The following is a 24,612-nucleotide window of genomic DNA, read 5'->3' as shown; positions in this document are numbered from 1 at the left end:
CATCACCTCAACCGTTACCGGAAACTCTGCAACAGGGTATTGAACAGGTCCTGAGCCACCGACATCACCTGGGCCGAGGCGTTGTATGCGGCCTGATACTGGATCAGGCGGCCGGCTTCCTCATCCAGGTTGACACCAGATACCGATTCCCGCTGGTTGGTTGATTGCTCCAGAAGGGTTTTTCCGGCATCCACATCCAGTTGACTCTGGCGCGTTTTAACACCGATATCTTCAACAAGCCCCGCATAACCTTCGGAAAAATTCTGGCTGCCGCCGTTCAGGGTATTGGCAGTGCCCAGGGCGGCCAGCAATTCCGCGTTCCGATTGTCGGAAACGCCGTTGGAGTTGTAATTGATCTCGAAGGTGTCACCGTCGGCCGGCTGACCGGTTATCGTGAACTGAAAGCCCTGATACTCGGCACCATCGGCCGGATTATCGCTAAACAGTTCATTGGCAACGCCTGGAGTGTATGGCCTATTGGCCGGACCTATCGGGTTGCCACTGCCGTCCGTCACGGTGAACACCAGGCCGGTACCCGGATCATCAAATTCCACGGTTATCGGGCCATTCGCCAGCTGACCGGACGACTGGAAAGCGGGCAACAAGGAATTGGTGAACGGATTCCTCACGTTCAACATGGTGCCCTGGTCGATCTTGCCGGTTCCGATGTTGCCGTCTCCGGTCGTCGCACGAACCGGGCTGGCAAAGGCCAGATCCTCTTCCCGATTAACCACCAGACCGATGCTTTCAGCAGCATTTCGACTGGGCTGAATCAGGTACTTGTCGCCGGCGTTGAAGGTGCCGCCTTCAACGCGGATGTTGAAGCCCGGCATGCTGATCTCAGACTGCGCAGGATCCGGCAAGCGCCCCTGGTTCACCGTCTTGCCTGTGGCCTGGTCAATCAACTCGTAGCTCCGGCCGTCGCCACTGAACTGCAGGGTCCAGCGTCCTGCAGGAAGCGCAGAGCTGTCGGTTATTTCCACGGCCAGCTGGCCGGTGGTGGAAGGCGCGTTATTCCCGTTAGGGACCACCCGGCTGCGTTGTGCCTCGAGCGAATTGATATCGGTAAAAAACAGGCCACCAAGCTCGCCCTCCAGGTCCATCCCGATTTCATGCTGGTGGTTCATGGTGTCGGACAGGGCAATAGCAATTCTGCCAAGCTCATCGAAAGCCGGCTTCAGACCTTCGGTATCGAAACGCAGAAGCCCCCCCAGCTTGCCGCCGGTTATCTGCTCATCAATATTGAGTGTTCGGCCACCGTTGTTCAGGGTGAATTCCAAACGGGTCGGGTCCTCGGCGTTTTCCCGGGTACCAAGAGTCGACGCATTGCTGCCTACCACCAGGGAAAGGCCATTCGACAGTGACACGTTGACCTGGCTGCCGTCGGTCGGAGTTACTTTGATGCTGACCAGCTCGGAAAGCTGACGCAGTTTCTCGTCCCGCTTGTCCAGCAGTTCGTTAGGCATTTGCCCCTGGGCAATGCCGGGTGATTCAGAAATCGCCAGGTTCAGTTCCGCAATGCTTTTGAGCAGGGTGTTAGCATCCTTCACGCCCTGCTGCATCTGGGTCTTGATGGATTCCCGCTGCTGAATGAATTCCTGGTTAAGGGCCTGGAACCGGTTAACAACCTGTTGCGCCTCGCTCAGAACCAGCTGACGCTGTGGCAGAGACGTCGGATCCTCGGCTGCGTTCTGAAGGCTGGCAAAGAAATTGTTCAGGGCATTACTAAGGCCCGTGGTTTCGCCGCCCAGGAGGTTATCAAGCCTGGAAAGCTCCGAGTTGAGGGCCTGTTGCTCGCCGTACAGCGTGCTGTCTTCCCGCACCTGCTGAACCAGATATTCATTGGCCAGGCGCCGAATGTCTGCAACGTTCACGCCGCTGCCAATGGTGCCGGCGCCAGTGCGCTGGCCTTCCTGGGTTTCAAACAGCACTTCCTGGCGACTGTAACCAGGCGTGTTGGCGTTGGTTATATTGTTGCCTGTAGTATTCAGCGCAGCCTGATGACTAAGGATGCCGGTCAGACCAATGCCTATCAGCCCTGCCATAAGGTTTACTCCTTCATCCCGTCACTGCCCATGGACAGTGTCATCAGTGAGTCACGGTTCATGATCTGGCGGATCTTGCTGCCGTAGTTGGGGTCGGTGGCGTAGCCGGCTTCCTGGAGTTTCTCTGCAAAGACTTCAGGCTGGTCTGCTACTGACAGCACCTCCCGGTATCGGGGATTGGATTCCAGGAACGAGACATAATCACGGAAGCTGGATTCGTAATCCCGGTAGGCCCGGAAGCTGGCCTGCTCCTTCATTGGCAGCCCTTCCCGGTATTCCGTGGTGGTGATGGATACCGCGTCGCCCTGCCAGCGGCTATCTGCCTTGATGCCGAACAGGTTGAAACTGGGTTCACCCTGCTCCCCACGAATCATGTGCCGGCCCCAGCCGGTTTCCAGGGCGGCCTGGGCCACCATGAGTTTCGGATCAATGCCCGAATCGCGTGCAATTCGCTCGGCCACCGGCAGCAGCTCGGTGACGAAGTGCTCCGGAGATTCAAACTGGTGCGGCAAATTCTGCGGGGTCGCGGTCACTGCCAAAGGCGCTTCCTCTGCCACAGAATTCACCTTCTGCACCTGCTCTGGTAATCGGGCATTGAGGGCGGGCAGGCTTCGATCATAATCCGCAAGACTTGCCTTGTGGCCAGCGAGCCTGCCACCTTCATCGTTCATGCCCGGGATCTGTTTGCTCAATTGGCGTACGAGTGCCTCGGCAAGACCACTGCCCTTGCCTCCCGCCATGGTCAGACTCATCTGGCTATCGAACATATCCCGGTATAGCTCGGACTGATTGCTCTTCAGGTAGTTGCCCTCGGAGAAGACGTCGCCGGCCTTGCGCATGGACTTCAGCATTTCAGACAGGAACAGGCTCTCGAACTGGCGCGCCACCTCACGCAGGGCTGACTCTTTGTCAGTGCGAGCCTGGGCCTTCAACGCATTGAGACCGTTGAAATCGGTGTAAACCTGGGCCTGTTGAACCTTGTAGTCCTGCATCACGCCACCTAGATAACAATCAGCTCGGCGCGCAGTGCACCGGCCTGTTTCAGGGCTTCGAGTACCGCCATAACGTCGCCGGGTGCAGCGCCCACCTGGTTTACGGCCTGCACGATCTCGTTCAGTGTGACGGCGGGGCCGAACTTGAACATCCGAGCTGGCTCCTCGGTAATGGCAATCTGGGAATCCTGCTCAATGGCGGTGTCACCACCGGCAAAGGGGTTCGGCTGCTCCACATTGGGGTTTTCCTGAATGGTGACTGTCAGGTTGCCGTGGGTAACGGCTGCCGGGCTGACCTGAACATTCTGGCCAACCACAATGGTGCCGGTACGGCTGTTGATCACCACTTTTGCAGCATCCTCGGCCGGATCCACTTCGATGTTCTCGAGGATCGACAGAAAGCTAACCCGCTGGGACGGATCCCGGGGTGCTCGCACAGAAACCGACGTGGCATCGTGGGCGTAGGCCATGTCCGGTCCCAGCCGGTCGTTCACGGCTTCCACCACCCGACGTGCCGTTGTGAAATCCGGGCGCAGCAGATGGAAGGTAATGGTGTCGCCCTCAGTGAACGGCGAAGCTACCTCGCGCTCAATCGTAGCCCCATTAGGAATGCGACCAACACTGGGAACATTCACGGTAATTCTGGACCCGTCCTGCCCCTGGGCCCCGAAGCCACCAACCACCAGACTCCCCTGAGCCATGGCATAAACATTGTTGTCCGCGCCCTTCAGCGGTGTCATCAGAAGGGTGCCGCCACGCAGGCTGTCTGCGTTGCCGATGGACGAGACGGTGATGTCGATTTCCTGGCCAGCTTTTGCGAAGGGCGGTAATGTCGCACTCACCGTTACAGCAGCAACGTTGGCAAGGTTCGGATTGACACCTTCCGGAAGGGTCACGCCAAACTGATTCATCATGTTCCTGAAGGTCTGATTGGTAAACGGTGCCTTGTCACCGGTTCCATCAAGACCAACCACCAGGCCATATCCCACCAGTTGGTTGTTGCGGACACCCTTGATCCGGGACAGATCCTTCAGGCGGTCCGCCATTACCGGGGCCGAAACAACAGCCAGGGCAAGTACCCAGACAATTAAACGGCGTAAGGTCATAGTGGCCACCACTCGCTATTAAAGAAGCGTGCCAGCCACCCCATCTGGTTTGCCTGGTCAAAATCACCGGTGCCGCCATAAGCGAACCGGGCATCAGCAATGCGATTGGACGCCACCGTGTTATCAGGCTGGATATCCTGGGGGCGAACCAGACCCGTCAGGCGGATGTATTCATCACCATTGGTCAACGAAAGCCATTTTTCCCCGCGAATCCTCAAAACACCGTTTGGCAACACCTCTGTCACGGTGACGGTGATACTGCCGGCCAGACTGTTGCTTTGATCTGCTTCAGCGCTGCCCTCGAAATCACGTTCGTGATTCAGGGAGGTATTAATTCCGAAATTGCTCTTACCCAGGATGGTCGGCTCTGGCAGCGTTACCTCATTGTCCTTGGTGATGCTGGTTTCTGCGTTCTTGCTGGCTCGGGTAGATTCTTCAAGAATGACTGTGAGCACGTCACCCACGTTCAACGCTACGGTATCGCCGTAGAAGTTGTAGTTCCGGGAGACCTGGTAAATCGAACCCGACGCACTGTCCCGCTGCATCATGGCCTGAGGGCGAACCGGTGCATACTCGGGGTCATCCGGAATTGCCCGGGGCCGGCTCATGGCCGTGCACCCCTGCAACACAATGAGAACCACCACAGTCGCCAGTGTGCTGGCACCTCGGGTTGTCCGGTTTGATGTCATCAATTTCATGACGTCACCTCTGGCGGCGTTAGCCAATGTTTTGAGTAATGAACTGGAGCATCTGGTCGGTTGTGGAGACCACTTTCGAGTTCATCTCGTAGGCCCGCTGAGTGGTAATCATGTTCACCAGCTCCTCAACCACCTCAACGTTGGAGGACTCCACGGAGCCCTGCTCGATACTGCCAAGCCCGGCCAGCCCGGGTTCACCTTCCGCAGGATCGCCACTGGCGTTGGTCGCCTTGAACAGGTTGTTGCCGATGGCCTGCAGGCCCTGGGGGTTGATAAAATCCACCAGCGTAATCTGGCCCAGGTTTACCGGTGCCGCCTGATCATCCGTTACTGCCGTCACAGTGCCGTCTTTGCCAATAGTGATATTGGTGGCGTTCTCCGGCACGTTGATGGCTGGTTCCAACGGGTAGCCATCCGGGTTGACCACATCACCGTCAGCATTGAGCTGGAACTGGCCATCCCGGGTGTAGGCAATCTGGCCATCCGGCAACTGAACCTGCAGGAAGCCGCGGCCATTGATGGCCATATCCAGGGGCTGCTCGGTAATCTGCAGGTTGCCCTGGGAGAATTGCTTGGCGGTACCGACAACCCGCACACCGGTACCCAGCTGCAGGCCGGAAGGTAATTCGGAGTTCTGGGTTGTCAGACCGCCGGGTTGCCGGTTGATCTGGTACAGAAGGTCCTGAAACACGGCCCTGTCCCGCTTGAAGCCAGTGGTGTTGACGTTCGCCAGGTTGTTGGAAATGGTGGACATGTTGGTGTCCTGAGCGCTCAACCCGGTCTTGCTGACCCAAAGTGCTGGATGCATGCTGCTTACTCCTTGCCGGGGGCAGTCAGGCGGCCATTTTTTGCCGCTTCAGGCCCGCCAGGCCAATGTGTTCAGTCGTTACTTAAAGGTTCTGCAACAGCCGTGCCGTTGCTTCGGAATTCTCGTTGGCGGTGGTCATTACCTTCACCTGCATCTCGTATTGCCGGGACAGCTGAAGGTTCGAGATCATCTCTTCCACCGCATTCACGTTGGAGCTCTCAAGGAACCCGGAGGCAACCCGCTGGTTTGCATCCGGTGGCTCGGGGCCATCCAGAGCCTGATCCGGCTTGCGGCGCATGTGTCCGTCCAGGCCTTTCTCCAGGGCTTCCGGCGGCGGGCTGACCAGTTTCAGCCGGTCCACTTCAACCAGCTGGTCCGGTGGTCCACCCACAGGAACAATTGAGACGGTGCCATCGGCGCCAATCTCGACGTTGTCAAAAGGCGGGAGCGCCACCGGCCCACCGTTGCCGAGCACCAGTTCACCGTTGGCCAGGCGCACCAGGCCGTTGACATCGACCTGGAGACTGCCACTGCGGGTGAAGACTTCCTCGCCCTGATCGTTTTGAATGGCAAGCCATCCCTCGCCTTCAACCGCCACATCCAGTTTGCGCCCGGTTTCCATCAGCGCACCGGCGGAAAGGTCCGTGCCGGGTCTTTCTGTCATGGCATAGGCGCGAGTCGGGTGGTGCTCCCCGTAGACAGGCATGCTGCGGGCCTGGGCGAAATCTTTCTTGAAGCCGGTGGTACTGACGTTCGCCAGGTTATTGGCATGGGCCTGCTGGGCCAGCATGTTCTGCTTGGCGCCAGACATGCCGATATAGAGGGCTTTGTCCATGGGAAAACTCCTGCCGGAATTTTGACTGTTTCCAGTCTTCCTGCAGGAGTCATGCCATGTTCTCTAGGTCGCGATATTAACGGAGGTTGATGATGGTCTGGGTGACCGCATCGGAGGTTTCAATGGTCTTGGCGTTGGCCTGATAGTTTCGCTGGGCAATGATCAGGTTGACCAGTTCCGCGGACAGATCCACGTTGGACTCTTCCACCGAGCTGGCCTTGATCGATCCAAGGGTTCCAGTATCGGGAGCACCGATGATTGGTTGGCCGGATTCGAAGGTTTCGACCCAGGAGGTGTCCCCTACCGGCGACAGCCCATTGGTGTTATTGAACGATGCCAACGCTACCTGACCCAATGCCTGGGATTGGCCGTTTGTGTAACGGGCGAACAATACCCCCTGATCCGATACGTCAAGTCCGGAAAGGCGACCGGTGGTATAACCATTTTGCTGCTGGTCATTTACCCCGAATGCCGCACCGTACTGGGTTGTACCGCTCAGATTTATTACAAAAGCCGAGGTTGTTGGCGGCTCGGGAATCGGCGTCACCACCGTCTCGCCGGCTGCAGGAGGTCCGTCCGCGCCATTGGGCTGACCGGCATCATCCTTTGGAATCCAGTCGTCGATCAGAATTTCACCGCTTGGGTCGCCATCAATAGACTGTAAAGCACCGTCCTGGTCAAACCGGGCCGTATACGGTGTCACGTCGGTTCCGCCCACAAATTCGCCATCAATCTGGGCATAGACCGACCACTCACTCACCCCAACACCATTACCCGGAGACGGGTTTTTCACGAAGAACTGTGTCAGTTCATGAGAGTTACCCAGGCTGTCGTAAACCGTGGTGGATGTGGCGTGGTTATAGGTGCGCTGATCCAGAGGATTGAATTGGTTGGTAACGCGAATCGGAGACGCGTTGAAGGCTACCTCAAAATCATTATCGGCAGTAGTTGATGTAATGCCAGCTACCGTTCGGTCAGCGGTAACATTTATATCTCCCTCAACGGTGCCCGTATCGCCGTTTCCATTTCCATCTGCAAAGGTGTAATCCAGTGTTTCACCCTGATTATGAATTACGCGCAGGACATCATTACTACCAGACCCATCGTCCACTAGAGATGCCGAAATTGCGGTTTCAGAGGAATTGTTGATGGAATCCACCAGATCCTGAAGCGAATTGATGTTGGAGGTATCCAGTGTCAACGGCGAACCATTAATATCGAGACTGAAGGAGAAAGAACTGGCTCCGGTAATGAAAGCATCATCAAGAGCCGGTGTACCGTCAAACGTCGCCGTTGTTGTGGCAGAGGCACTTAATCCAGAGGCATCGTTGATGGTGGAAGCCGCCTCACGGGCGCTCGCGGTGGGGTCAATAGCCACGTTGAAGTCCGGCGAGCCGTCCGAATACTGCACATCAAAGCTCTCACCCTGAATCGACGCAAGCGTCAACGGCCCGATATCTCTCACGCGGGTTTCCAGAACAGACTCTCTTGAGTCCAGGTTCAGGTCGGAATCCAGATTGGTCGTGCGACGCGGCGCCAGGTTATCCGTCTCAATCTGAAGATCCCCGCGAATCCCGGATAGATTGCCGTCTTCGTCTGCGGTATAGCCCTGCACCCGCATGTTCTGGTTATTCGTTACATAGCCTTCCTTATCAATACCAAACTGCCCCGCCCGGGAGTAGCGAATCTCGCCACCGTTGTTAAGAATAAAGAAGCCATCGCCACTGATCGCCATGTCCAGGCCGTTGTCAGTGAAGCTGATATTGCCCTGGCCAAAGGACTGCTTTACATCCTGAACCCTTACACCGTCACCGATCGGGTTGGTGCCTGCGCTCAGGAAGCCGCTGGCGTAGAGGTCGCCAAACTGGGCCTTGCTGCCCTTGAAGCCAACAGTACTGGCGTTCGCAATGTTGTTGCCGGTGACGTCCAGATCCACCGATGCCGCACGAAGGCCGCTCAAACCTGTATTAAATGCCATGGTTCACCCCTTGGTGTTTCACCGGTCTCAGTTAATTTGTTTCACATCAGACAGGGCAATGGAGCCCATGCCCGCAAGATTCAGGGTTATCGAGCCGCCCTGGCCCAGGGATACGCTGTCCACATTGGCGCTCACCATCGTGCCCAGCTGCTGGGGCCCATCCGGATAGGAAGCCTCGGCCACAATGCGGTAGGGGCCCGGCGGCAAGGGATTGCCGTTACCGTCCTGGCCGTCCCAGCGGAAGGACACAACACCTGCCTGGCTGCTGCCCATATCAATCTGCCGCACCCGCTCACCATTCTGTCCTTCGATAGACAGGCGCAGGCCGCCCGTAGAGGCAGGCACTTCAATGGTTCCGGTAATCTCACCTTCGGCACCCAGGATCCCGATCTGTGAGGGCGCAAGTACGGTTTTACCCACCATGGCCGAGGCCTGGAGCGCCTGGGTGGATCGGAACTGCCCGACCACATCCTCAACCGTTCCGGAGAGATTCTGCATCTCCTCCAGCGAGCTGAACTGCGCCAGCTGGGAAATAAATTCGCCGTTGTCCTGTGGCTCCAACGGATTCTGATTTTTCAACTGCGCCAGCATCAGTTCCATGAACTCATTCCGGCCCAGCTCGCTGGTGCCCTGGCCGCCATTCTGTTGCTTCAGCTGGTACTGGCTCAGAACATCCGACGCGTCTGTTGCATTTACTGCAGTCATGTTGTGCTCCTCACCCTGTTACTGCTGACCGAGAGTCAGAATGCGCTGCATCATGGACTTGGCTGTATTCATGACATCCACATTCATCTGGAAACTTCTGGACGACGACATCATGTCCGCCATCTCTTCAACCACATTCACATTGGGGTAGTAGACGTAACCGTCCTCGTTGGCCGCCGGATGATGTGGCTCGTAACGCATCTGCAGCTCCGCATCGCTTTCAACGATACCTTCCACCCTGACACCGGCACCCGGGCCCTCATCGGCCGCCATCGGCAAACCGCCCTGCCCCGGATTCATCAGGGACTGCTGAATGGCCGAGAAAACCGGCTTTCTGGCCCGATAGGTTTCGCCGGTGCTGGAGCTCGCTGTCTCCGCATTGGCGATGTTGGACGCGGTTGTGTTCAGCCGCAGTGATTGCGCGGTCATGCCGGAACCGGCGATATCAAAAATGCTGCCAAGTGACATGAAAACTCTCCTTCGCTAACCCTGTGACTGCGGCTTACTCGCCTTTAATGGCTTTGGTCAAACCGCTGAACTTGCTGTTCAGAAACTGGAAACTGGCCTGGAAATCCATGGCGTTGCGCATGAAGCGGGTCTGCTCCTGCTGGGCGTCCACGGTATTGCCGTCAACCGACGGCTGGTGAGGTACCCGATACATCAGATCGCTTTCCGAGGCCGAGAGGGAGGTATCCATGTGCGCATCATGCGTTTTGGCCATCTGGAATCCGCTGACCTGCTCCTGGGCCCTCTGCATCATCGCCTGAAAATCCAGGTCGCGGGCTTTGAATCCCGGGGTATCAGCGTTCGCCAGGTTGTTTGCCAGAACTTCGGCACGTTTAACCCGCGCTTCAACCGCGTGTTGGTGAATGCCCAGAGCCGAATCGAACGTAATTGCCATGTTGCCTCCCGAAAACTGCACCAGTATGCCGACCTGTTTTTGCCGGCTGTGCTCTTTGACAGGACTAAAGCAAGCTGGATGCCAGAATTCAGGTGTGGTGTGAATTTGTCAGGAAAGCGAGTATTGGCGGGCCCTGACCAGTGGTGCATTAACGGTCAGGGCAAAGCGAGTAAGGAAAGGGCAGGAAAAAGCGGCAAGCTGCTTCCCCCGGCGCGGACCGGGGGCGTTCGATCAAAAGATCAGGGCCAATGACGCACGAACTCATCAACTCCCGGCCGGGGAACAGCCGGCTTGGAAGCGGAGACTGTTCCGGTGTAGAGAAAGCCGACGATCAGCTCATGCTCTTCCAGTCCCAGCCCGGCGTGAACAGAAGAATGGTACGCAACACCGCCCGTTCTCCACATAACGCCGTACCCGGCGTCCTGCAGGGCAATCTCAATAAAACTCATGCCGGCTGCGGCCGACATCACCTGCTCGATTTCAGGTACCTTCGGATGCGTTTTCGGCGACGCGATACCGACAATCACCATCGGCGCGCGAAGAGGGGCACGCCTGAGCTTCTCGATCTCTTTCTCGTCGCTGTTGTTGGCACAGGTAGAGGCAAACAGTTCGCCCAGGGCTTCCAGTCCTTCGCCCTCCACGACCAGGTAGCGCCAGGGCCTCAGCAGCGCGTGATCAGGCGCGCGGGCGGCACAGGCAAAAGCCCGGTCGAGGGTTGTCGGGTCCGGCGCCGGCGACTCCAGCCTGGGTTCTGACGAACGATTGAGGAGAAAATCGGTAACTGCTGTCATATCTGCTCGCTGTCTGATCGCTATTCTGATGAGTTGGAAAAATAGGTACGAATACAATTCCCTGCCGTGAATTGTGGCTTGTACGTAATGCTGTTAACCTTTAGTCGTAGTCGGGTCTACCAACAATTATAAATGACGCGGTCGTACAACGGTGAGTGGCAACACAATGAGCAACCAGCAAACCTTCAACAACTTTTCCGAATTCTATCCTTACTACCTTGAAGAGCACAGCGACGTTACCTGTCGCCGTCTGCACTTTGCCGGCAGCCTGCTGGTTCTGATCGTGGCCTTGTGGGCACTGACTACAGGCAAGCTTTTGTGGCTTCTGGCCTTGCCGGTCATCGGCTATGGTTTTGCCTGGGTGGGTCATTTCAAGTTTGAGAAGAACCGCCCTGCCACCTTCAAGTACCCACTGTACAGCCTGATGGGCGACTGGGTCATGTTCCGTGACATGCTCATTGGCAGGATCCGTTTCTGAAATGATGAGCGCCCCGGCAGACCTTCGCAGCGCCAGCAGCTCAGCTGGCAGGTCCCTGGCGTCCGAGGCGTCAGGCAACCCGATTGCGATTCCCCCAATGCCCGATTACAACGGCCGGGTTCTGGCCTATACCTCAACCGCCGCCATTATCGTAACCGGTGTTCTGCAGGGTGCATTTCCCCAATGGCTCCTCTGGCTTGTGGCCGGTGCCCTGACCTGGCCACATATCGCCCACGCCCTCACCCGCCGAACGTTCCTGAGAAATTCCCCACGCATTCGCCAGAAGATGCTGATTTTTGATTGCGTTGTTGGCGGCGCGTTTATTGGCTGCATCGGGCTGATCGTCATCCCATCCCTGGCAGTCGCCCTGATGCTGATGTTCAGCTGCCTGATTGTCGGGGGCATCCGCCAGTGGCTTATGGGCACCGTTTTCATGGCCGCCGCCATTGCTGGCTCTGTCGCTATCCTCGGCCCGGCAGACGGGCCACATTCGCCCCTGCTCACCAGCATTGTGTCGATTCTCTCAACCGGCATATATATTTGCGTCACCGCCTATTATTCCCACCAACAGGCACGTGCGCTGATGCTGGCAAAAACCCAGATCCAGAACCAGCGGGAGCAGTCCATCGCACTCTCCCACAAGCTTTCCAAATACCTCTCGCCTCAGGTTTGGCAGTCCATCTTTACTGGCGAGCGGGATGTGCGGTTGGAAACCCAGCGCAAGAAACTGGCGGTGTTCTTTTCGGACATCAAGGGCTTCACCGAACTGTCCGAGGAAATGGAACCCGAGGCCCTGACCGAGCTACTGAATCACTACTTCAACGAGATGTCGGAAGTTGCCCTGAAGTATGGCGGTACCATCGACAAGTTCGTTGGCGATTCCATCATGGTGTTCTTTGGCGACCCCACCAGCCGGGGCCAGCGCGAGGACGCCTTTGCCTGTGTCTCCATGGCCATCGAGATGCGCAAGCACATGAAAATCATGCGCCAGAAATGGCGCAGCCAGGGCATCAAGACCCCGCTTGAAATTCGAATGGGGATCAGCACCGGTTACACAACCGTCGGCAACTTCGGTGCGGAAAACCGGATGGATTACACCATCATCGGCAAGGAAGTAAATCTTGCGAGCCGGCTTGAATCCCTGGCGGAACCGGGTGAAATCCTGGTGTCCTACGAGACCTTCTCGCTGATCAAGGACAAGATCATGTGCCGGGACAAGGGCGAAATTACCGTGAAAGGCTTCGGCAAACCGGTGCCAATTTATGAGGTGGTGGATTTCCGGCGCGACATGGGTCCCAACCGCAGTTTCCTCGAGCACGAGCACAGTGGCTTCGCCATGTATCTGGATTCAGACAAGATCACCGAGAAGGAACGCCAGGCCATTCTGATCGCCCTGGAAGACGCCGCAGACCGTCTGCGACGGGAAGAGGATGTTTCCTGAGGCGCATCCCTGCGCTCACGACCACCGGCATTACTGACGTATCAGTCGCGGCCCGGCATCCTTGCCGGTTTCTGTGCTTCGCCAGGGGTTGATATCCAGCCCGCCCCGCCGTGTGTATCGGGCAACTACTGTTAGCGACTCCGGGTTGCATCGGCTCATCAGATCGGTAAACACCGTTTCCACGCAATGCTCGTGGAAATCCTGTTTCTGCCGGAAGCTCACGACATAACGCAACAAGCCAGCCCGGTCTATTTTCGGGCCAGTATAACTTACCAGCAGGGTGGCCCAGTCTGGTTGACCCGTCACCGGACAGTTGCTCTTGAGGAGATGGGAACAAAGCTGCTCAGTCACCACCTCATTGCCGGCATTGAGGGAGTCCGGTGAATACTCATACACCACATCACTCAGCGGCTCGTCATCAATGAGCTCAAAACCCTCAGGGCGGCCTATCGCCTCCCCGGATTCGTCGACGCTTAACAGGTTGACCTGAACCGCTCCACCGCAAGCGCTGGACAGATCCTGGGTAATCACTTCCGCGACCTGCTCCCGGGAGGAGTAAACCGTCTGGTTGAGCGAGTTGAGGTACAGCTTGAGCGATTTGGACTCAATGATCGAAGGCGAGGCCGCCGGGAAGACTATCTCCGCCCAGGCCACGTCCGGCACGCCATTTGGCCTCAGCCAAGAGATTTCCCAGGCCTGCCACAAGTCCTCGCCAAACCAGGGCCAGCGGCCATCTTCCAGCCCCAGGCGTCGGCGGTTTTCCTCCCTCGCCACGGGGAACAACAGGCCCGGGTCGTAGCTGTCCGGGTAATCGCTTGTTTTGCCAAGCGGCGCGTCATTAAGTGCCATAGGTGTTCCTGAGATCAGTGGCGAATGCCTTTTCCACGCTCGAGCATTCTGAGCGCAATGAATGCCAGCACGGAGATGAAGACCAGAATCATACCAAGAGAAACGAACGGATTAACGTCTGACACACCCAGAATCCCGTACCGGAAGCCATTAACCATATACAGGATGGGATTGGCCATGGATACGCCCTGCCAGAACCCGGGCAGCAGATCAATGCTATAGAACACTCCGCCCAGGTAAGTCAGCGGCGTCAGTACGAACGTGGGCACGATTGAGATGTCATCAAACTTGGTTGCCAGCATGGCGTTGATAAAACCGCCCAGTGCGAACAGGGCAGACGTCAGAAAGACCGTCAGAATCATCATGGGCAGGTTGTGGATGGACAACCGGGTAAACGCCAGTGAAAGCAGCGTTACAATCAGGCCGATACCGAGGCCCCGGGCCATGCCTCCGCACACGTAGCCGGCAAGGATGACCCAGTTAGGTACGGGGGACACCAATAGCTCCTCAATGCTGCGCTGGAACTTCATGGAGAAAAACGACGACACCACGTTGGCATAGGAACTGGTGATTACCGCCATCATGATCAGCCCGGGCACAATAAACGACATATAGTCGAAGCCGCCCATTTCGCCGATCCGGGAGCCGATCAGGTTGCCGAAAATAATGAAATACAGGGTCATGGTGACAGCAGGCGGCAGCAGCGTCTGAGCCCAGATACGGGTAAACCGGCGTATCTCCCGGACAACGATGGTGCTGAAGGCGGTGAACAGGGCATGTGGGGTCATGCTGCACCCTCCACTGCCTTGCTGGATTCCGCGTTCTCCTCAACCATTCGAATGAACAGTTCCTCCAGACGGTTGGCCTTGGTTCTCATGCTGACTACCTTTATGCCCAGCCGCTCAAGCTCCACAAACACCTGGTTGAGCCCCTGACCTTTCTCCACTTCCACCTCAAGGGCTCCTTCCGCGTCGAGGCGTGTCGGAAAACCATTGAGCTCGGGCGCGGAGTCGAGGGTCTTCTCGGTATCCAGCACAAAAGTCTCCAGGCTCAGTTGCTGCAGCAGTGCTTTCTTGCTGGTGTGCTTGAGGATCTTGCCATGGTCGATAATGGCAATGTTGCGGCAAAGGGCTTCCGCCTCCTCCAGGTAATGGGTCGTCAGGATGATAGTTGTGCCCTGGCGATTCATCTCCTCCAGAAAGGTCCACATGGAACGGCGGAGTTCAATATCCACACCGGCGGTGGGCTCGTCCAGAATCAGCAGTTTTGGTTCGTGGACCAGGGCGCGGGCAATCATCAGACGGCGCTTCATGCCGCCGGACAGCATCCGGGCCGGGGTGTTCCGCTTGTCCCACAGACCAAGTTTTTTCAGGTACTTCTCGGCCGACGCGGAAGCCTGCTTCAACGGAATTCCGTAGTAGCCGGCCTGGGTGGTCACAATATCAAAGACTTTCTCGAACTGGTTGAAGTTGAACTCCTGGGGCACCACACCAAGGGTCAGCTTGGCATCGGAAAGGTGAGTATCGGTGTCATACCCGAACACCCGAACCTTGCCTGCTGTCTTGTTCACCAGAGAGCAAACGATGCCCAGGGTAGTCGATTTGCCAGCCCCGTTAGGCCCCAACAAGGCAAAGAAATCCCCCTCGGCGACGTGCAGATCAATCCCCTTGAGAGCCTGAAACCCGTCACCGTAGGTCTTGGTGAGGCCCTCAATTTCCAGTGCATTGGTCATAAATCATCCCGATTCGGTGAAAAACAGCATGAACGGCCCCAGCCGCCCGCCAGAATTTAGAATGCTATTTATTGTGACAAAGTCGCTGATTTCAAGGCCCTTATCAGCCGGACGTATACCCTGGCCAATAACGGAAACTGCGACAGGAATCCCGATATGAGGCAAACCCCGCCCCTATAATGCGGTTACAACAATTTACAAAAGGGGCTGCCGCACCCTGAGTGCGGGCGCGCTGAATCGAAGGGAATGTACGACCAACCATGAGATCCGTTCACCGCATCCGACTAACGTTTACCCTGCTGGGCGCCCTCGCCCTCTCTGGCTGCCTGGATGACGACGGAGGTTCCGGCGACGACACCAGCGCCGGCCGGGTTAATTTCAACGGCTTTAACGGCCTCTCCTACCAGACGGCGAGCCAATCGGGCACCACGAACCCCGCAGGAGAGTTCCGCTACTACCCCGGCGAAACACTGACCTTCCGCGTTGGGGACCTGCCGTTGGTCAGTGGTGTGCCGGCCCGGCAATACGTAACACTGCTCGAGTTCTTCGAGACCACCCGCACAGAGCTGCAGACGCCGATGGTGGATGATGAAGGTCTGAGCACCCATACGCTTACCGAGCAACAGGTTCTGGAAAACACGGCGCTGATGAACCTGTCCCGGTTTCTGATGCTTCTGAACTGGAGCCAGAATGTCGCGGAAGGGGAAGGTATCGATATTCGCGACCGGGTTATTGCGCAGTTGAATGCCGCCCTTCCGGACCTGACAGCACCCATTGACTTCACTGTCAGCGAATCGGAGTTCACTGCAACGGATCCCATGTCCCCGGCCAACCAGCTGCTCGCCGCAATCTGCTTTTACCCCGAAGACGACGAACTGTGTGAGGAGCCGCCAACCCAGGAGGAGATCGATAATGCGCCTCCAAGGCCGGAAAATGACGAGGATCGCGATCCGGACATTGAATACAGTGAAGACCTGCAGGCTAAAAAGGACAGGATCGAAAATGCCGTGCGCACCATGGAAGATATCGACTCGGAAGATGCCCAGACCTACCTCACGCGGGAACTCAAGGCCATCAGTACAACCGTTGCCAACCGTTATTTCCTGGACGAAGACGTAGCCAGCCATCCGGCCACTGATACAGCCCTGAAGGAGGTAGCGGTTCGAAAGATCGGAGGCGGGCTCTCCCTGGCAGAGCTGGAAGCCATCAGCACACGCCCGCAGGATGTCCAGATAAATTCAGCCGACTGGCAGAGCGGAAAAGTGGAGTATTTTGTCGCCGGTCCCCCCGGCGGAGAATCCGAGCTTCTGCTCAGCTTCCGTCCGGAGGATACCTATCGGTGGGTTCGCAAACAGCTGCGTGTGATTATCCGCTGATCAGGCGGGACAGACTCCAGCGTGACTCCACACCGGTAACATCATAGTAGGACGGATCCAGACCTTCCGTGCCATGTGGCAGGCATTCACGAATCCGCACCGTTTCCGCCGCTTCCTTGCCTTCGTTGTACCGGGACAGATCAATGATCTTGGCAGTTTTCAAAGGTCTGGAAGCGGCATCTGTCATAACCATGACACGGGGCCAGAGCCGGCGTTCCGGCGAGTGAGAAACCACGATGCCACGCTGGCCGTCGGTCAGCTCCACGAGGCTGCCAGTGGGATAGATACCAATCGCCTGGATAAAATTCTCCACCAGGTCTTCCTGGAATTCGATGTTGCGCATCTCGTAGAGCAGCGTCACCGCTTTCGCTGGTGTCATGGGCTCGGTGTGGGAGCGGGGCGCAATCAAAGATTCGAAAAATTCCGCAATGCCGGCCACCTTCGCCAACAACGGAATGCGATCCCCCCGGACACCTTCCGGGAAGCCGGAACCGTTATGACGCTCGCGATGCCCCTGAACCACACTGAGCACCGCACGTGAGAGCCCAGTATTTTCCAGCATGGCAACACCACGGGAAACATAACCACGGTAAGTAAGGTATTCCTCGGCGCTCAACTGACCTTCCCGGGCCAGCAACTCAGGCGGCAGCGTGGTTTTGCCCACCTGGGACAGCAAACAGCCCAGGCCAAGATGATTAAGAAGCCCTTCGTTCAAACCCAGATGTCGACCACAAACCAGGGCCCATACCGATGTGTTCAAGGCATGGCGGTAAAGATAGCTGTCATGCGCACGGGTGCGACTGAGCCACAATAACGCATCAGGCTGGCGAACAACGCTACTTACCATTTTACTGGTGATTGCCGCTATCGGCCGGAGATCCGGAACGCCGTCGGCACGGAGGGTCTCGAAAAGCTGATCCAGCGCCACTTCCATATCGTCCAGCAGGCGTTTGGACGTTTTCATTTCCTTTTTAAGGCTGGTGACGGTTTCGTAGGCTACCGGCTCCCGAATACTCAGTGGCGGCAACTGAAGCTGCTCTCGCCCGCCGCCACGCTTGTTCAGTGTCTTGCCGAAAACCGGCTTGCTACCGCCTTTTACCTCTTTTGCTTCCCGCGCTTCCGCCACATCGACCATGACCCACTTACAGTGGGAAACCAGCGCGCGAACGTCATCCTGGGAGCGAATATGGAAACCCTGGATCGGGAAGGGAGTCTGGTGCCAGGGCCGGTCCAGATCAGACACGAACATGCCCACTTCCAGATCATGTACTGCGACTTTTTTCTGTTGGACACCCACGGGCCACCTCACACAACAAACTTTTCGATAGCTACCATTCTGACCGAACCGCCGGAAGACACAATTACAATATCGTATCGCCAGGTAACCCAAACGCGACAAAGCGTAACGCTAATCTTCAATGGGAAACAAAATGTAGCAACGTGATGGGAGTCACATATCAACGTCAGAAAGTGTCACTCTGCGTCACATACGGATTCATCAAACTCCGGCAACCGTGCACGCATGGAGCCCCGCGGGGCCTTACGGACATAGACGGTGTAGGGCACTGAAGAGGCCCTCAGGTAATCAAGGTTCACGGCATCATCGCCCTCACCCTCGGTGACAGCCGCGGGGGTACAGGAAACTAGCAGCTCCAGTTTGCCGTCCACTTCGGCGATAAGGGCTTCCCGATCCGCCGGATTAATAGACATGCATCGAGTCGAGCCGGTTGCCGGCTGGCCCGTCCCTGCTACAAGATCCTTGCCCGGTTCGCCGCAGGCGCGAATGCCCGTGCCACAGCCCCCCGCCTCATTGCCGTCGCGCAACCGCCAGACACGGTCGCTGCACTGGGTTTCCAGCTTTACCGAGGTTGCCTTATCACCGGCGAACCACCAATCGGGGTATTCAGCGCTCTGCCAGGACATCCGCACATGCCTTGGTTCCCCTGATGAATTCTCCGCCGGAAACATCGCAAAATGTGAGTAATAGCTGGCACAGCCCGATGTAAACAACAGCATCAGGCTTGCAATAACTGGCTTGTAAGCTCTGGAAAAGGCTGAAAAGATCATCTGACTGGCACATCCCTGACGGCGGTGGAGTTAGCCCTGCCATTATCCATGGCAGGCGCCGTGAATCCGCCTATCAGTCACCATTTTGATCAAACTGGAGGCCATACCCGTCATTGGTTTTACGCACGACCACCATTTCAAGCACCGGCGCCGGAACAGGCAGACCCTGCACCTGCACGGTGACCTTGTCGCCAAGGTTTGGCGCAAAAGGCTCAGTGTCGACAACGATAAAAACACCGCCATCGGAAATATCGCGGGTCGAGAATATGAATTCTCCCAGCTCCGCGTGCACCACCTTTACTTTCGCACTCATGGCAGTGCGCATGTGTTCTCTTCGATCGTTCCCAACCATCTGAGGATTCCACTACTTTTTGCATAGTTTTTATAGTCTTCCGAAGCATAACACCATTTTCAGAAAAATATGCCAAAGGAGATATTGACTATACAATTAATAGGAATGAGAATGGTTGGCGTTTTTAAACGCCTGCAAATCTCAATGCAGGCAGCTCATTAACGGAATCACCTGAAAAGGATGGGACTATGCGAATGAAACTGGCTGCCACCGCAGCAATCGCCCTTACCGCCATGCCCATGGCCGCCTCCGCAGACGGCGAGGTCAACATCTACTCCTACCGTCAGGCATACCTGCTTGAGCCCCTGCTGAACGCTTTCGAGCAGGAAACCGGCATCAAGAGCAATGTAGTATTCGCCAAACAGGGCCTTGCAGAGCGCCTGGAACGTGAAGGCCGCAACAGCCCGGCCGATGTGGTGATGACCGTTGATATTTCTCGCCTGAACGAGCTGGTAGAGCGTGATCTGGTCCAGGGCGTGGAAAACGACACCCTTGAAGAGAACATTCCGGAGAACCTTCGCCACCCAGACGGCAAATGGTTTGCACTGACCACCCGCGGCCGTCTGATCTTCGCCTCCAAGGAGCGCGTTGAGGAAGGCGAGATCACCACCTACGAGCAACTGGCAGACGACAAGTGGGACAACCGGATCTGTACTCGCAGCGGCAAGCATCCGTACAACATTGCCCTGTTCTCCTCCATGATTGCCCACCACGGTGAGGCCGAGACCGAGAAGTGGCTGGAAGGCCTGAAGGACAACCTGGCCCGCAAGCCCCAGGGTGGCGACCGTGACCAGATCAAAGCCATTGCCGAGGGCGTCTGCGACATCTCCATCGGTAACAGCTACTACTACGGCAACATGCTGCAGGATGAGAACCAGCGTCCGATCGCCGAGCAGGTTCGCCTTGTGTTCCCGAACGCCGAAGGCCGGGGAACCCACGTGAACATCAGTGGCATTTCCCTGACCAAGAGCGCGCCAAACCGCGAGAACGCCGTCAAACTGATGGAATTCCTGTCCTCGCCGGAGGCCCAGCGCATCTATGCCGAGGCAAACACCGAATACCCGGCAAACCCGGAAGTACAGCCTTCCGGACTGGTTGCCGAGTGGGGTGAAATCAACCCGGACGACCTTTCTCTGCAGGAAATTGCCAACAACCGCAATGCTGCAGTCAAGCTGGTTGACCGCGTCGATTACGACGGCGAGTAATCGCAAGTGGTGAGGGTGGCTTCGCTGCCCTCACCCGCTACTCGGCAGGCAACTGCCCAATCCGTGGGTGACGCCAGTCATTGCAGGCATCAGGCCAGGTGACTACAATCTGCAACCTTCAATCGGACAGACCCCACATCCAGACACAGGAACACTATGAGCGAGGCCGCAACCAGCGTTAACCCCGGGCTATCCCAGCCCTTGCTGGCAAAGCGTACCTCTCCAAAATGGATGATCAGCGCATTGCTGACCACCGCCATCGTCGCCCTCCCGGTTCTTTCCGTTATTTTCCTGGCGTTTTTTCCCGAAGAGAATATCTGGCCTCACCTCATCGAGACCACGCTTCCCCGTTACCTGACAACCACACTGAAGCTGATGATTGGCGTGGGCGCCCTTACTCTGGTGATAGGCCTGGCCTCGGCCTGGGCAGTCACCATGTGCGAGTTTCCCGGCCGCAAATTCTTTGAGTGGGCCATGCTACTGCCGTTCGCGGTGCCGGCCTACGTTATTGCCTATGTGTACACCAGCCTCCTGGACTACGCAGGGCCGGTCCAGGGCGCACTGAGGGACCTTTTCGGCTGGAACAGCGCTGCCGATTACTGGTTCCCGGAAATCCGCAGCCTTGAAGGCGCCACGCTGATGATCGGGCTGGTCCTGTATCCCTACGTTTACCTGCTGGCCCGGGCTGCCTTTCTGGAGCAGTCCCCGTCTCTGTTCGCCGTCAGCCGCAGTCTTGGCCACTCCGCTCTGAGCACGTTCTTCAAGGTGGTTCTCCCCATCGCCCGCCCGGCGGTTGCCGTGGGTCTCTCGCTGGTGTTGATGGAAACCCTGAACGATTTCGGCACCGTGGATTTCTTCGCGGTTCAGACCCTCACCGCCGGCCTGTTTGATACCTGGATGAACCTGGGCAACCTTGGCGGCGCGGCCCAGATAGCCACCACCATGCTGATTTTCGTGGTCATCCTGGTGACCCTTGAGCGCTACTCGCGAAGACGCCAACAACAATTCGCAGCCCGGGATAACCGGGATCCGATCCAGCGCTTTACCATGTCATTCCCGCGCCAGATGATTTGCGTGGCCGTGTGCGCATTACCGGTGCTGTTCGGGTTTGTGATTCCCGGAGCCACGCTCGGCCTCTATGCCTGGGAATATTTTGGCGAAAGCTGGAACCCGGATTTTGTCCGCAACACCTTCAACAGCCTCTTCCTCTCCGGTACTGCGGCCCTCACCACTCTGCTGATCGGTATCACGCTCGCCTACAGCCGCCGCTTGCACAACACTCGCAAAATGCAGGTGCTTATGCGCCTGTCCAGTCTTGGCTACGCCATGCCCGGGGCGGTGCTGGCCGTGGGCGTGATTGTGCCACTGGCGGGTTTTGACAACTGGCTGGACAGCCTGATGCGGGATGTTTTCGGCATCAGCACCGGTCTGTTACTCAGCGGCTCGGCCTTCGCCCTGGTGTTTGCCTATACCGTGAGGTTCCTGGCGGTTTCCGCCGGTAGCGTGGAAAGTGCGTTGCAGAAAATCACACCAAGCATGGACATGGCATCGCGGTCTCTTGGACACAGCCCGGGTAACACCCTGGTACGTGTTCACCTGCCCATGCTGAGGGGCACGCTGGTTACCGCAGCCCTGGTGGTGTTCGTGGATTGCATGAAGGAATTGCCGGCCACACTGATTCTCAGACCGTTCAATTTCGAGACACTGGCCACCTACGTGTACCAGTTTGCGTCGGACGAGCGACTGTACCACAGCGCCCTGCCCGCGCTGATCATAGTCCTGGCTGGCATCATTCCGATCATTCTGATGAGCCGCTCCATTTCCAACAGCCGCTCAATCGCCTGAGCGGATCAGAAAGTGACCCGGGATTTCACATCCTGAACCACGAATCGCCCCTGGAACACAGCCACAGGGTCGCCTTCCGGCATCGTGGTTGGCTCCCCACAGAAGACTTCAGCAGTCAGATCCAGCCGTCCCTTGCCGTGCCTCGCAAGGCTCTTGCGAAAACGTTCGGGAATCTCGTCCCCCGGCAGGCGGCAGATCACGTAGAAGTCTGATGTCACGGGCTCCAGATAGTCGATATTCCCGCTCTGCACCACGACACTCCCCCGGAGGCCGAGATCCCAGAGCGCCAGCTCCGTCAGGCCCCAGGCCGCCGTTACCGCCGCCGAGTAAACACTGCCTCCGAACCCGGTACCCTGGTGGTTACTGTTGGGCTCAAGAGGTGCACTGAGTAACAACGAATGGCCGTCCCAGGAATGCAATTGAATCCCCAAGGCGCGAGAAAGGGGAATCTCGTCCTGAATACGTTTCTGGAAAAGGGACAACTGGCTCATAACATCCTCCTGATATCCCTTCAGTTTAGGCCTGCTTCCCCCGATTCCCTATGCGACTTACGTCGGTTTTTTCCACTACAAAAAAAGGCCCGGCAGAGCCGGGCCAGAACATCTTCACCTGTAATCGAAAGCGTTACTGCCAGATAACTGGCTGACGCTGCGCATACCAATTGTCGACTTTCTCCTGGTATGCGTCTTCAACCACGTTCCGCTTGAGCTTCATCGTGGGTGTGAGGAAGCTGTTCTCGATGGACCATTCATCGCTCACAACCGTGATAAATGCCAGCTGTTCGTGGGGATCCACGGTCTTGTTTACGTCGGCAATCAGCTTCTTGAAGCTCTCCTCGATTTCCTTCCGGAACGCTTCATCCGCCATTTTCGGACGGGACTCCTCGGCCAGCATCACGAGGGCGTGGGGCTGGGTCTGATTGGCACCGGAGACACACACCATCTCGATGGCATCGTGAGACATCAGGCGGTTCTCAATTGGTGCAGGCGCAATATACTTGCCCTTGCTGGTCTTGAAGATTTCCTTGATGCGGCCGGTGATCTTCAGGCGGCCCATCTCATCAATCTCACCCTTGTCGCCGGTCTTCAGGAAGCCATCCTCGGTAAAGGTCTCCCGGGTTTTCTCCTCGTCCTTGTAATAGCCCATCATGGTGGCCGGGCTCTTGATCTGAATCTCACCCTCCGGGCTGATACGGGTTTCGACCCCCGGCGCGGACTCGCCGACGTAACCGGTTCTTGATCGCCCTGGCTTGCTCATGTGGGAATAGGCAAAGTTCTCAGACATGCCATAGCCTTCGAGCAACTCAAGGCCAAGGTTGCGGTACCAGTCCAGAACGTCGCTCGCCAGGGGGGCCGAGCCACTGCCAGCCAGCTTGACCTTGTCCAGGCCAAGGCCCTTGAGGATTTTCTTCTTGATCAGTTTGTTGACCACCGGAATCTTCAGCAGGCGGTCCAGCTTCTTCTTCGGCAGCTTCTGGAGCACACCGTGCTGGAATTTCACCCACAGGCGCGGTACCGAGAGGAACAGCGTTGGCTGGGCCCGACGCAAATCTTCCACGAAGGTATCCAGAGATTCCGCAAAATACAGGTGGAACCCGGCATAAAGCGATGCCAGCTCAACAAAGGTACGCTCGAACACGTGAGCCAGCGGCAGGTACGACAACATGCGCTCTTCGGAGCCCACACCGAGCACCTCCATGCCCCCCTCTGCCGCATAGGCCATGTTGTAGAAGCTGAGCATCACGCCCTTGGGTTTACCGGTGCTGCCGGAGGTGTAAACGATGGTGGCCAGTTCGTCGGCATCACGCTGAACGTTTTCTTCCAGAGGCGGATACTTGGCGACAATATCGTCCCAGGTTTCGAAATCATTGGGCGGGCTCAGCGGGAAGGAGATGCAACGCACGGATTCCGGCACGCCCGGTTTCATCATGTCCCAGTCATCCAGCTTGCCGACAAACACCACTTCACACTCGGCATGGTTGAGGATGTAATTCACGGTGTCGGCGTTGAGTGTGGGATAAAGCGGAACGGAAATGTGACCAGCCATCCAGATGGCCCAGTCGGTCATTATCCAGTGGGCGCAGTTTTTGGAAATCAGGCCGATGCGGCTCTTTTCGGGGAGGTTCAGGGACTTCAGGTAAGACGCCATGCGCCTTGCCTCATCCACCGCCCGGCCCCAGGTGTACTCCACCGTTTTCCCGCCCCCGATGGGCTGAGTCATATAGACAGAGTTCGCCTTGGCCTTCTCCCAGTGATAGACCATATCCAGGGGAAGTTTATTTGTTGTGTCCATGGACCTTCCTTGCAGTTCGTTATTCGAATTATGGATGACTTATTATTAGACTTTCGTAGGGTATTTCAACATAGTATGAGCCGTCAAAACGTGACACAAGCAAAATAATTTCCAAC

Annotated in this window: 24 protein-coding genes; 5 read left to right on the top strand and 19 right to left on the bottom strand. The window is 57.0% G+C overall.

What is annotated here, in order from left to right; all coding sequences use genetic code 11:
* Nucleotides 1-14: 14 nt before the first annotated feature.
* From flgK to ACO06L_RS02055, 11 genes are all read right to left on the bottom strand, one after another.
* Complete coding sequence (gene flgK, locus ACO06L_RS02105) at nucleotides 15-2,045, bottom strand: flagellar hook-associated protein FlgK (RefSeq protein ID WP_202346717.1); 2,031 nt, start codon at nucleotides 2,043-2,045, stop codon at nucleotides 15-17.
* 5 nt (nucleotides 2,046-2,050) lie between these two features.
* Nucleotides 2,051-3,037 carry a flagellar assembly peptidoglycan hydrolase FlgJ gene (flgJ, locus tag ACO06L_RS02100; protein ID WP_202346718.1) on the bottom strand — a complete coding sequence of 329 codons (987 nt, stop codon included), beginning with the start codon at nucleotides 3,035-3,037 and terminating at the stop codon, nucleotides 2,051-2,053.
* Between the two features lie 8 nt (nucleotides 3,038-3,045).
* The gene (locus ACO06L_RS02095) at nucleotides 3,046-4,143 is read right to left on the bottom strand and encodes a flagellar basal body P-ring protein FlgI (protein ID WP_202346719.1); all 1,098 of its coding nucleotides are present in this window, start codon (nucleotides 4,141-4,143) and stop codon (nucleotides 3,046-3,048) included.
* Entirely contained in the window at nucleotides 4,140-4,841 is a 702-nt protein-coding gene (flgH, locus tag ACO06L_RS02090; RefSeq protein WP_227715809.1) for a flagellar basal body L-ring protein FlgH, read from the bottom strand. Before flgH ends, ACO06L_RS02095 begins: the two co-directional genes overlap by 4 nt.
* Before the next feature lie 19 nt (nucleotides 4,842-4,860).
* Nucleotides 4,861-5,649 (bottom strand): flagellar basal-body rod protein FlgG, encoded by a 789-nt coding sequence (gene flgG, locus ACO06L_RS02085; protein ID WP_014576888.1) that lies wholly within the window; start codon nucleotides 5,647-5,649, stop codon nucleotides 4,861-4,863.
* 82 nt (nucleotides 5,650-5,731) lie between these two features.
* Nucleotides 5,732-6,484, bottom strand: coding sequence for a flagellar basal body rod protein FlgF (locus ACO06L_RS02080; RefSeq protein WP_014576887.1), 753 nt, complete (start codon nucleotides 6,482-6,484; stop codon nucleotides 5,732-5,734).
* Between the two features lie 76 nt (nucleotides 6,485-6,560).
* The gene (locus tag ACO06L_RS02075; protein WP_064226899.1) at nucleotides 6,561-8,462 is read right to left on the bottom strand and encodes a flagellar hook protein FlgE; all 1,902 of its coding nucleotides are present in this window, start codon (nucleotides 8,460-8,462) and stop codon (nucleotides 6,561-6,563) included.
* A gap of 27 nt (nucleotides 8,463-8,489) precedes the next feature.
* Nucleotides 8,490-9,167: a flagellar hook assembly protein FlgD gene (locus tag ACO06L_RS02070; protein WP_064226898.1), complete on the bottom strand. Its 678-nt coding sequence runs from the start codon at nucleotides 9,165-9,167 to the stop codon at nucleotides 8,490-8,492.
* 18 nt (nucleotides 9,168-9,185) lie between these two features.
* Nucleotides 9,186-9,635 (bottom strand): flagellar basal body rod protein FlgC, encoded by a 450-nt coding sequence (flgC, locus tag ACO06L_RS02065; protein WP_008174287.1) that lies wholly within the window; start codon nucleotides 9,633-9,635, stop codon nucleotides 9,186-9,188.
* A gap of 34 nt (nucleotides 9,636-9,669) precedes the next feature.
* The gene (gene flgB, locus ACO06L_RS02060) at nucleotides 9,670-10,068 is read right to left on the bottom strand and encodes a flagellar basal body rod protein FlgB (protein ID WP_202346720.1); all 399 of its coding nucleotides are present in this window, start codon (nucleotides 10,066-10,068) and stop codon (nucleotides 9,670-9,672) included.
* A gap of 239 nt (nucleotides 10,069-10,307) precedes the next feature.
* Nucleotides 10,308-10,859 (bottom strand): nitroreductase family protein, encoded by a 552-nt coding sequence (locus ACO06L_RS02055; RefSeq protein ID WP_202346721.1) that lies wholly within the window; start codon nucleotides 10,857-10,859, stop codon nucleotides 10,308-10,310.
* Nucleotides 10,860-11,025: 166 nt separating this feature from the next.
* Here ACO06L_RS02055 and ACO06L_RS02050 point away from each other — a divergent pair, with 166 nt between their 5' ends.
* Together ACO06L_RS02050 and ACO06L_RS02045 are read left to right on the top strand one after the other, a co-directional pair.
* On the top strand, nucleotides 11,026-11,337 hold the full coding sequence (locus tag ACO06L_RS02050; protein ID WP_064226895.1) for an Mpo1-like protein: 312 nt from the start codon (nucleotides 11,026-11,028) through the stop codon (nucleotides 11,335-11,337).
* A 97-nt stretch (nucleotides 11,338-11,434) separates the two neighbouring features.
* A complete protein-coding gene (locus ACO06L_RS02045) occupies nucleotides 11,435-12,778 on the top strand; it encodes an adenylate/guanylate cyclase domain-containing protein (protein ID WP_227715828.1) in 1,344 nt (447 codons plus the stop codon).
* A 30-nt stretch (nucleotides 12,779-12,808) separates the two neighbouring features.
* Here the strand turns inward: ACO06L_RS02045 and queF are convergent, their stop codons facing one another.
* The 3 genes from queF to ACO06L_RS02030 are packed head-to-tail and all read right to left on the bottom strand — an operon-like array spanning nucleotide 12,809 to nucleotide 15,359.
* Nucleotides 12,809-13,627 carry an NADPH-dependent 7-cyano-7-deazaguanine reductase QueF gene (gene queF, locus ACO06L_RS02040; RefSeq protein WP_421845225.1) on the bottom strand — a complete coding sequence of 273 codons (819 nt, stop codon included), beginning with the start codon at nucleotides 13,625-13,627 and terminating at the stop codon, nucleotides 12,809-12,811.
* A 14-nt stretch (nucleotides 13,628-13,641) separates the two neighbouring features.
* Nucleotides 13,642-14,415 (bottom strand): ABC transporter permease, encoded by a 774-nt coding sequence (locus ACO06L_RS02035; RefSeq protein WP_064226892.1) that lies wholly within the window; start codon nucleotides 14,413-14,415, stop codon nucleotides 13,642-13,644.
* Nucleotides 14,412-15,359, bottom strand: coding sequence for an ABC transporter ATP-binding protein (locus ACO06L_RS02030; RefSeq protein WP_202346724.1), 948 nt, complete (start codon nucleotides 15,357-15,359; stop codon nucleotides 14,412-14,414). Before ACO06L_RS02030 ends, ACO06L_RS02035 begins: the two co-directional genes overlap by 4 nt.
* A gap of 260 nt (nucleotides 15,360-15,619) precedes the next feature.
* Between ACO06L_RS02030 and ACO06L_RS02025 the strand changes: the two genes are divergently transcribed.
* The gene (locus tag ACO06L_RS02025) at nucleotides 15,620-16,735 is read left to right on the top strand and encodes an organic solvent ABC transporter permease (protein ID WP_202346725.1); all 1,116 of its coding nucleotides are present in this window, start codon (nucleotides 15,620-15,622) and stop codon (nucleotides 16,733-16,735) included.
* On the opposite strand, the gene ACO06L_RS02020 is transcribed toward ACO06L_RS02025, so the two are convergent.
* The 3 genes from ACO06L_RS02020 to ACO06L_RS02010 form a co-directional block, all read right to left on the bottom strand.
* Nucleotides 16,725-18,032, bottom strand: a complete 1,308-nt coding sequence (locus tag ACO06L_RS02020; protein WP_202346726.1) for an HD-GYP domain-containing protein — start codon at nucleotides 18,030-18,032, stop codon at nucleotides 16,725-16,727. The two genes, ACO06L_RS02025 and ACO06L_RS02020, sit on opposite strands and share 11 nt — an antisense overlap.
* 176 nt (nucleotides 18,033-18,208) lie before the next feature.
* The gene (locus ACO06L_RS02015; RefSeq protein ID WP_227715808.1) at nucleotides 18,209-18,658 is read right to left on the bottom strand and encodes a hypothetical protein; all 450 of its coding nucleotides are present in this window, start codon (nucleotides 18,656-18,658) and stop codon (nucleotides 18,209-18,211) included.
* Between the two features lie 217 nt (nucleotides 18,659-18,875).
* Nucleotides 18,876-19,154 (bottom strand): PilZ domain-containing protein, encoded by a 279-nt coding sequence (locus ACO06L_RS02010; RefSeq protein WP_064226887.1) that lies wholly within the window; start codon nucleotides 19,152-19,154, stop codon nucleotides 18,876-18,878.
* 188 nt (nucleotides 19,155-19,342) lie between these two features.
* Here ACO06L_RS02010 and ACO06L_RS02005 point away from each other — a divergent pair, with 188 nt between their 5' ends.
* On the top strand, nucleotides 19,343-20,359 hold the full coding sequence (locus ACO06L_RS02005) for a Fe(3+) ABC transporter substrate-binding protein (RefSeq protein ID WP_202346728.1): 1,017 nt from the start codon (nucleotides 19,343-19,345) through the stop codon (nucleotides 20,357-20,359).
* Between the two features lie 156 nt (nucleotides 20,360-20,515).
* Nucleotides 20,516-22,204, top strand: coding sequence for an ABC transporter permease (locus ACO06L_RS02000; protein WP_202346729.1), 1,689 nt, complete (start codon nucleotides 20,516-20,518; stop codon nucleotides 22,202-22,204).
* A 5-nt stretch (nucleotides 22,205-22,209) separates the two neighbouring features.
* Here the strand turns inward: ACO06L_RS02000 and ACO06L_RS01995 are convergent, their stop codons facing one another.
* Nucleotides 22,210-22,695 carry a thioesterase domain-containing protein gene (locus tag ACO06L_RS01995; RefSeq protein WP_202346730.1) on the bottom strand — a complete coding sequence of 162 codons (486 nt, stop codon included), beginning with the start codon at nucleotides 22,693-22,695 and terminating at the stop codon, nucleotides 22,210-22,212.
* A gap of 133 nt (nucleotides 22,696-22,828) precedes the next feature.
* A complete protein-coding gene (locus ACO06L_RS01990) occupies nucleotides 22,829-24,496 on the bottom strand; it encodes an AMP-binding protein (RefSeq protein WP_202346731.1) in 1,668 nt (555 codons plus the stop codon).
* Nucleotides 24,497-24,612 lie beyond the last annotated feature (116 nt).

Source organism: Marinobacter sp. (genome assembly GCF_965229985.1).
In the GTDB taxonomy this organism is placed as follows: Bacteria; Pseudomonadota; Gammaproteobacteria; order Pseudomonadales; family Oleiphilaceae; genus Marinobacter.
The sequence above is the reverse complement of the archived record's forward strand: the minus strand, read 5'-3'. Positions and strand labels throughout refer to the sequence as shown.